Genomic DNA, 5,534 nt, shown 5'->3' on the forward strand with positions numbered 1-5,534 from the left:
CCGCCCCCAACTGCGTATTTCTTGACGTCTCGTGATCACTCCTTTCCAGATTTAGCATTGACCGTTACTCGAAATGGGGGTACAATTAATTTGTTCTTAATTATAAACCTAGTTTATTATAATAAACTAACGGGGGTTGACTTATATGCGCTTGGCGGATAAAGTTACGTTGATTACCGGAGCGGGCTCCGGCATCGGTCAGAGTTCGGCTTACCTTTTTGCCTCAGAGGGCGCCTATGTGATTGTGAACGATATTCAGCCGGAAAAAGGCGAAGAAACCGTTGCAGCGATTCGCGCTGCCGGGGGGAAAGCGATTTTTCTTCAGGCGGATGTCACCGATCCGGCATCTGTGGCGCGGATGGTGGAACAGGCGATCGCGCAGTGCGGGCGAATTGATGTGCTTTTTAACAATGCGGGAATTAGCGGCGTGGGTGCCTTGCATGAGGTGGAGCCTGAACAGTGGGAACGGGTCATGACGGTCAACATCAGGGGCGTGTACCTGCCGTCCAAATATGTGCTGCCGCATATGATGGCGCAGGGCGGAGGCAGCATTATTAATATGTCGTCCTGCATCGCCGAGATCGGCCTGGCCAGAAGAGCTTCGTATGCGGCGACGAAGGGAGCTGTGCTGGCGCTGACCAAATCGATGCAGGTCGATTATGCGCCGTATCACATCCGTGTCAACGCACTGCTGCCGGGGACGATTCTGACGCCGTTCGTCGAAGATTATTTGCGAAAATCTTACACGGACCAAGAAGCTGCTGTCGCCTCGTTGAAATCCAGGCAGCTTAGCAATGACTTGGGGCGACCTGAGGACGTAGCCAAAGCGGCCTTGTTCCTCGCCTCCGACGAGTCGAAGTTTATGATGGGCTCGCCGCTTTACATTGACGGCGGCGTTGTTTTTGGCAAAAACGCGTAAGGTGAAGCTCAACCATACAGAAAGGGTGTTCTACGATGAAACTTGTCACCATCGCTATAGACAATCAATGGCATCTGGGCGTGAAAACGGAGGAAGCTGTTCTCGATTTGACGGCTGCTCTGGCGCAAAGGCCGCAAGAAGGGCTGCCTAACGACATTACGGATTTGATCCGCAACTGGACAGCCAGCTCAGCCAATTTGCAGCGCTATGTGGCAGAATTGCAAGCTTCCACGGAAGGCTTATCTGGCGTTGTACTGCAAGAATCCGACATTACATATGGGCCGTGTGTACCTGAGCCGGGCAAAATCATCTGCGTCGGGCTCAACTATCGCAAACACGCCGAAGAAACGAACGCTGCAATTCCGGCGTATCCGATTCTTTTTAACAAATTCAGCAATACGATTGCCGCCCATCAGACCGATATTCCGCTGCCGATTCGCGTTACGAATCAAGTGGATTACGAAGCGGAGCTGGTAATTGTAATCGGCAAGCAAGCCAAATATGTGGACAAGGCGGATGCGTTGAATTATGTATTGGGCTATTGCAACGTCAATGATTTGTCAGCCCGCGACTTGCAGATGCGCACCCCGCAATGGCTTCTCGGAAAGTCGTGCGACAAGTTCAGCCCGCTGGGGCCGTATCTTGTCACGGCAGACGAAGTCGGCAACCCGAACAATCTGAGCATCAAGTGCACCGTGAACGGGGAGGTTCGGCAGCAATCCAACACGTCCGATATGATTTTTTACTGTGACGAAATCGTCAGCTACATCTCGCAGCATATGACGCTGTCGCCGGGGGACATCATTTTGACGGGGACGCCAGAAGGTGTCGTACTCGGGAAGCCGGAAGCGGAGCGTGTGTACTTGAAGCATGGCGACGTCGTGACGATTGAAATTGAAAAATTAGGCGCGCTTACGAACCGTATGGTGGATGAAATCGTCGAGTGACGCCCCAACAATGAACTTCATATTGCTATGCAGCAGCCATCTCCGGCTTGGTTCGGGGGTGGCTGTTTATTTTTCCTATGGGTTGAGCAAGGACAAGGTTATCTCTAGCCGCTCTCCAGCGAAATCGTTATAATGCTTGGTAGAGAGGAGCCGCATGCGATGAACAATTATTGGCTCAAATTATGCGTTAGTTTTATTTTCATCATACTTCTGCCAGCGTGCTGGATCGCCAGCGAGCTCCACGGCGTTCTGACGGAGCAAAAGCCATTGGCATCGGGCGGCGTAATGGATCTTCGCCAAGAAAAGACGTTGTCGGAAGGCGAGATCAGATTGAACGGAGAATGGCTGTTATACGAAGGTCAACTGTTGACATCGGATCGTGAAGCTTCCTCGCAGCCTCCACCGCCTACGCTAACCGTACCAGGTGTCTGGAACGGTACGATGGGACTTCAAGGGGGATTAGGGACGGCGACGTATCGTCTACGTGTTCTTTTGCCCGAAGGCACAGAGGGCATTTATGGCATTCACACGACGAATATACGTACGGCCAACACGATTTATGTGAACGGCAAAGAGGTGGGCGGCAGCGGTCGGCCCGGATTTCAGCGAGCGGACACCCTGTCGGGCAATATGCCTTACGTCAGCTATTTCCAACTGGAAGGCGACGAGGTGGAGATCTACGTTCAAGTGGCGAACTACAGCTATGCGACCGGCGGCATTATTTCCCCGATTTGGTTTGGGACGCAGGAAGCAATCGCCCGGTCACGCGAGATCAATTTGTTTGAATATTGGATGACAGCGGGTGGATTTTTGATTCCTGCCGTGTTTTTATTGCTATTTTTTCGGCTGCGAAGACGGGAAGCGCCTTTGCCTCAGCTTGGCGGATTTTGCGTCTCCTGCCTCATCTTTGTACTGACGCACGGAGAAAAAGCGGCGTTGGCGCTGCTTTCCTTACATTATGAAGAAGTGCTGCGGATCCAGTTAATTTCTTCTGCGTTTGTTTACTATTTTTTGGCCCGGTATGTGGTGCTGCTCTATCCGCGTTTCGGCATACGGCTGCTGAATCGGTTGGTGCTGCTTGTGACAATGGCGCTAACACTGGCGGGGATTGGGCTTCCGACCTCACTGTTTTCGCAATGGGAAGCGCTCCTGTTGGTCTGTTCTTTCCTGTCGATCGCCTACGTCATCTATGTACTGGTTCGGGCAATTCTCACCCAAGGAGCGCATACGCTTGCACTTGCAGTCAGTATTCAAAGTGTAATGGTGATGCTTGCGGTGTATTTACTTAGCGGCTTTGGACAACTGGAGAACCAGACTTTTCTTCCGTATGCGATTCTTGTATTTAGCGCTTCACAGGCGTATCTCATTGTTGAGCGATTTGCCGAACTGTTCAGGCATGCGGAGCGAATGTCGGAGCGTCTGCTGCGGCTCGATGAACAGAAGGACGAATTCATGCTGAATACTTCCTACGAAATTCGGGAGCCCTTGCACGGTATCGTTAACCTTGCGCAGGTGCCGGACCGGCGCGAAGGAAGCAGGTCCGAGACGGAGGACCGCCTGGATTTGATTCAAGGTATTGCGCGACGGTTGTCTTATTTGGTCGACGATCTGATCGATTTCAATCTATTAAATAGCGGTGAAGCCAAATACGAGGCTCGCATTGTGAATGTACAGTCTGTAGTTCGTACGGTGCTGGATATATATCCGTCTGAGGGGAATAGCAGATGGGTGATGGAAAAGCTGCCGGAAAACACGCTGCTTCTGTTTGCCGATGAGCGCCGATTAGGGCAAATTGTGCATAATCTGATTGCGTATGCCATGAGTCATGCCCGAGACCGTGTCGTACGCCTGGCGTTGCAAGAGGAAGCTGGCCAGGTGACATTCTTCGTCAGGGCGCCGGGAATCGGCAAAGCGCTGGACATAGAACGAGAAGAATCAGAGTTCTATGCAACGGATGAAACAGCGGCGGAATCGGCGGAGCGCGTGCGATTGTCGGTAACGAAGCGGCTGATCGAGCTGGGCGGCGGGACATGGCAAACTGTTGAATCGGACGATGGCGACGAAACGTTGTGCATCTCCTGGCCTGCTGCTTCCGAAGCGGAGGCGCGCATCGCGGGGCAAGCAACAAGCGGCTGGATGCCGGCGGATGAGGCTGGCGGCGAAGTGCGCGCTTATGCAGCCCCAAGCGTGCAGTCTGCTGATGTTGAAGATGAGACGGAGCGAGGGGCTCAAGGCTCGATCTTGATCGTCGACGACGACCGGCTCGGCGCGATGGCGATGGGACAGCTCCTCAGCGATGCCCGAATCTCGTGCCGGATAGTCGAAAGCGGGGCTGAGGCACTGGCGCTTTTGACCGACGTTGGCCGGTTCGATCTCGTTATCGTGGATTTGGTCATGCCTGACATTTCGGGTATGGAGCTGGTGAGGCGCATTCGCGAGCATGCGATGCTGTCCGAGCTGCCGGTTTTGCTGCTGAGCGAAGGACGAAGGCAGGAAGAGTCGCTGGTTGGGTTTCGCGCCGGCGCCAACGATATTCTGGTGAAGCCGTATGAGGTGGCGGAGTTAAAGGCCCGTGTCGGCACGCTGCTGCAGCTGCGCAGTTCGGTCAAAAATCTCGTGCGCACCGAGACTGCATTCCTGCAGGCACAGATTAAACCGCACTTTTTGTTTAATGCGATTAATACGATTATGACCGTCTGCCGGTTGGAGCCGCCACGGGCCGAGGAGCTGCTGCTTCAATTAAGCCGCTATTTGCGCGGCAGCTTTGATTTTGGCAACCTGGCGCAAAGCGTGCCGCTGCGCAGTGAATTGGAACTGGTGAGATCCTATTTGGCGATTGAATCGGCCAGATTTGAAGACCGGCTGCAGGTCGAGTATGACATTGAAAGCAAGGAATGGATTGGCGTGCCTCCGCTGTCGATTCAGCCGCTAGTCGAGAACGCTGTACGGCATGGCATAATGCGCAAGCCGCAAGGCGGCACGATTCGTGTTCGCGTCATGGACGGCGAAGGTGTGTGGCAAGTGGCGGTGGAAGACGATGGCGTGGGGATACCCCCGGATAGATTGGCGGAAATCAGCGCAACCGGCGGCGTGGGACTAGCCAATATTAGCCGCAGGCTGCGGCTGATGTACGGCGAGCAATTGCAGATTGAGAGCTGGCCTGGGGAGGGAACCCGCGTCAGCTTTATCATCCCGAAGGGTGTGGAATATGAAAGCGATTTTGATTGATGATGAACGGCATGCGCTGCTGCAACTGCAATGGATGTTAGAGAAGGAAGCGGACATTGAGATCGTGGGTGCTTATCAGCAAGCGGCCGAGGGACTGAGCCATCTGTCGCGCGAGCGGGTTGAACTTGTATTTCTTGACTTGGAAATGCCTGGGATGGGTGGGCTGGAGGCTGCGGAAACAATCGCAGCGCTGGATGACGAGATCCGCGTCGTGTTCGTGACCGCCTATTCGACGTATGCGCTCGAGGCCTTTAGAGTCAATGCGCTGGATTATGTGCTCAAGCCGATTGATCCGATCCGCTTTGCGACAACGTTGGAACGGGTGCGAAAGTCAATTGCGAGGCAAATTCAGGAGGGAAAAGGAGCGAGCCCATCTTGGGGAAAACCGCCCATTGAGTTGTTTGGGCACCTGTCCATTCGGGGAACTTCCGATCAACCTC

At 53.8% G+C, this 5,534-nt stretch carries 4 protein-coding genes; all 4 read left to right on the plus strand.

What is annotated here, in order from left to right; translation table 11 throughout:
• The first annotated feature begins 145 nt into the window (after nt 1-145).
• A complete protein-coding gene (locus EJQ19_RS31555; protein WP_126145163.1) occupies nt 146-919 on the plus strand; it encodes an SDR family NAD(P)-dependent oxidoreductase in 774 nt (257 codons plus the stop codon).
• Between the two features lie 35 nt (nt 920-954).
• The gene (locus EJQ19_RS31560; protein WP_126145164.1) at nt 955-1,866 is read left to right on the plus strand and encodes a fumarylacetoacetate hydrolase family protein; all 912 of its coding nucleotides are present in this window, start codon (nt 955-957) and stop codon (nt 1,864-1,866) included.
• Between the two features lie 159 nt (nt 1,867-2,025).
• Nucleotides 2,026-5,094: a histidine kinase gene (locus EJQ19_RS31565; RefSeq protein WP_164716890.1), complete on the plus strand. Its 3,069-nt coding sequence runs from the start codon at nt 2,026-2,028 to the stop codon at nt 5,092-5,094.
• On the plus strand, nt 5,075-5,534 hold a 460-nt coding region (locus EJQ19_RS31570; protein ID WP_126145166.1), incomplete at its 3' end, for a LytR/AlgR family response regulator transcription factor. The genes EJQ19_RS31565 and EJQ19_RS31570, both read left to right, overlap by 20 nt.

The organism is Paenibacillus whitsoniae, assembly GCF_003955665.1.
Taxonomy (GTDB): domain Bacteria; phylum Bacillota; class Bacilli; order Paenibacillales; family NBRC-103111; genus Paenibacillus_E; species Paenibacillus_E whitsoniae.